Origin of the sequence: Shewanella sp. MBTL60-007 (assembly GCF_019654915.1) — a bacterium.
GTDB lineage: Bacteria > Pseudomonadota > Gammaproteobacteria > Enterobacterales > Shewanellaceae > Shewanella.
In genome coordinates this window covers 1-2530 of record NZ_BPET01000124.1, presented here as the reverse complement: position 1 = coordinate 2530, position 2530 = coordinate 1, and the positions used below count along the sequence as shown (strand labels likewise).

The 2530-nt window shown below is 47.9% G+C and carries 2 protein-coding genes and 1 pseudogene; 1 reads left to right on the top strand and 2 read right to left on the bottom strand.

The genetic code is table 11. The annotated features are described in order from the left end of the window. Positions 1 to 59 precede the first annotated feature (59 nt). A complete protein-coding gene (locus tag K5Q92_RS23540) occupies positions 60 to 1469 on the bottom strand; it encodes an IS1380 family transposase (RefSeq protein ID WP_231970742.1) in 1410 nt (469 codons plus the stop codon). Positions 1470 to 1668: 199 nt separating this feature from the next. On the opposite strand from K5Q92_RS23540, the gene K5Q92_RS23535 reads away from it, so the two are divergent. After that, the gene (locus K5Q92_RS23535; protein ID WP_053411096.1) at positions 1669 to 2265 is read left to right on the top strand and encodes a nitroreductase family protein; all 597 of its coding nucleotides are present in this window, start codon (positions 1669 to 1671) and stop codon (positions 2263 to 2265) included. A gap of 65 nt (positions 2266 to 2330) precedes the next feature. Here K5Q92_RS23535 and K5Q92_RS23530 read toward each other — a convergent pair. Further along, positions 2331 to 2530: pseudogene (locus tag K5Q92_RS23530) on the bottom strand (IS1380 family transposase); the annotation flags it as partial.

The following is a 2530-nucleotide window of genomic DNA, read 5'->3' as shown; positions in this document are numbered from 1 at the left end:
AAAATATCGAGTTCGCACATCTTGTTGTCTGGTTATTGATTTTTCTCAGAACCATTTGATCACATGACAAGATGTGCATCTACCTTAAATTTATGATTTTTATCAAAATCATTAGGGGATTCCTCAGGACTGGGCCACCATTTGCCGCCGGACTGTCCGATATGAACTGCTATTTTTCGCGCATGCACGGCCACGGTTGCTGCTGTTTTCAGGATCTGCTCGCGGACTTTGCGTATGCTCCAGCCCTTTTGTGTGACGCGCTCCATCAGCGCTCGCAGACTGTGCAGCATCTGATAAGCGTAGAGACTCAGCAGCAGGCTGACCTGATTGCGGCCCATCACCTGTTGCACGGTAGACGCACCACGGCAGGTAGAAGATAGGTGAACGTTGAGCGTGTCTTTCAGTTCGCCCATGTGCCCCTCAGCTTTCCCGCGTTTGCGGTACAGCTGCAGAATTTTATGCGGTGTCCAGTCTTTCCAGTCCAGGCTGGTGACTAGGAAAAAATGTTTTAAAAACAGATCATCCGGTTGCTCGCAGACCACTAAAATAATGCGGCGCGGCTTCTCCCAAGACTGTGCCTGATAGTAAAACTCATGGCACCACTCGCGTAGTTGATGGGTTGGCCGACCCACTGGGCGCTTGAGGTAGTGTGCCGCTTCGCGCTCAAGTACGGTATTGCTGGACAATCGACCAACATATTCAATATTGGCGTCATCCAGTGCCGAAAGTGTTGGGTTGCCAGTAAAACCCGCATCAAAACGAACTCTGACCTTGGTGCCGGTTGTCTTGCCAATCCGTTCAACCAGCTTGGGAATCCAGTACTCAGCTTGTACTGCACAACCGCTGTTTCCCTCTCGTAACAGGCCGCCAACCATGTCGCCCGTTTCAGCGATAGAAGCCACCAGCGGTGAGTAGTGTGAATAACCAACATAGCTGTTGTAGCCCGTTCTGACTTGTTGGCCAAAAGTTTCAATGGGCAGGCCATCGACATCCAACGTGATCGATGACAATGGCTTGCCGCTGCGCATCGAAGACAGTCGCCACATGGCCATGTCGAGCAAACCGTCATGAAATGCAGACTGGTTGATATCTGTGGCCAACAGATTCAGAAGACGCGACAGGGTTGGCTGCGAAGGACGGGGCTGCTCTAGTGGCGTGGTGCTGCGCTGATCGCTGCAGGCCAGCTGCAAAACTGGGTCGTTTGCTAGTGTTTGCGTATCACTCAGATCGTCCCAGCCCAGCGCACGCTGAACCAGCAGAGTACGAAGCTGACTGGACAAACTATGTTGCACACGTGCGGGGTCACGATCATCAAGCAACTGCCGATCCAAGCTCTCAATCACACCGCTGCGATCGAGCACCTCGCGCAGCAAGAATGCACCGGCATCACTACTGGTTTTCCGTTCACTGAGCTGCACTGAAACAGATAAGTTGCAGGATGGTTTCCAGCTTGGTAGTGTTTCACCCATGGGGAGTGGCCCTCTCTAATCAAGTTCTTGCCGAACATATTGATTATAAAGAATAAACCACTCGCCTTCTTTATTTTAGGTCAAGGCTCGTGAATAAGACGGGATTACAGCCCTAGAAGAAGCTGAACTGGTTTTAGTTGACGCAAGTTAACCTAGCACTACCCCACTATTTTTTGTAACAAACATTGGAGTTTATAAAATGAGTAAGCAGTTTTTAGAAGCGTTAAAAAAGCGTCGTAGTCAGTATGCCTTGGGTAAAGAGCTACCCCTAGCAGAGCAAGAAGTTACTGAAATTATTAAAGAGGCAATTCGCCAATCGCCTTCATCATTTAATTCACAAAGTTCACGCGCAGTTATTTTACATGGCGCACAGCATGAAAAGTTTTGGGATATCGTTAAAAACGAACTTCAAAAAATTGTACCAGCTGAAGATTTTGCTCCAACAGAAGCTAAAGTTAACAGCTTTGCAGCGGGCGCAGGTACAGTTTTATTTTATGAAGACCAAGATGTTGTAAAAGGCTTACAAGAAAACTTTGCACTTTATGCCGATAACTTCCCAATTTGGTCAGAGCATTCAACAGGTATTGCACAACTAGCGGTTTGGACTGCCTTATCTGAAGCCAACATAGGTGCCAGCCTACAGCACTATAATCCATTACCTGATGCAGCCGTAGCAGCTGAGTGGAATATTCCTGCAAGCTGGAAACTACGCGCCCAAATGCCTTTTGGTTCACACCAAGGTGAGTTTTCAGAAAAAGAATTTATGGCGGATGAAGATCGCTTTATCGTCCTATAAGGGTTTTTTCTAAGCATTTTCTATCAGCACTTAAAGTGATTCTTTTTAATAGCAGGTAAATTAGCTTAATAGGCTGGTTTACCTGTTTTTTTTGTTATGGACAAACTATGTTGCACACGTGCGGGGGCACGATCATCCAGCAACTGCCGATCCAAGCTCTCAATCACACCGCTGCGATCGAGCACCTCGCGCAGCAAGAATGCACCGGCATCACTACTGGTTTTCCGTTCACTGAGCTGCACTGAAACAGATAAGTTGCAGGATG

What these genes read in the sequence shown, in the direction of transcription:
- K5Q92_RS23540 (WP_231970742.1), bottom strand. Translation starts at nt 1,469, where the DNA reads ATGGGTGAAACACTACCAAGCTGGAAACCATCCTGCAACTTATCTGTT.
- K5Q92_RS23535 (WP_053411096.1), top strand. Translation starts at nt 1,669, where the DNA reads ATGAGTAAGCAGTTTTTAGAAGCGTTAAAAAAGCGTCGTAGTCAGTAT.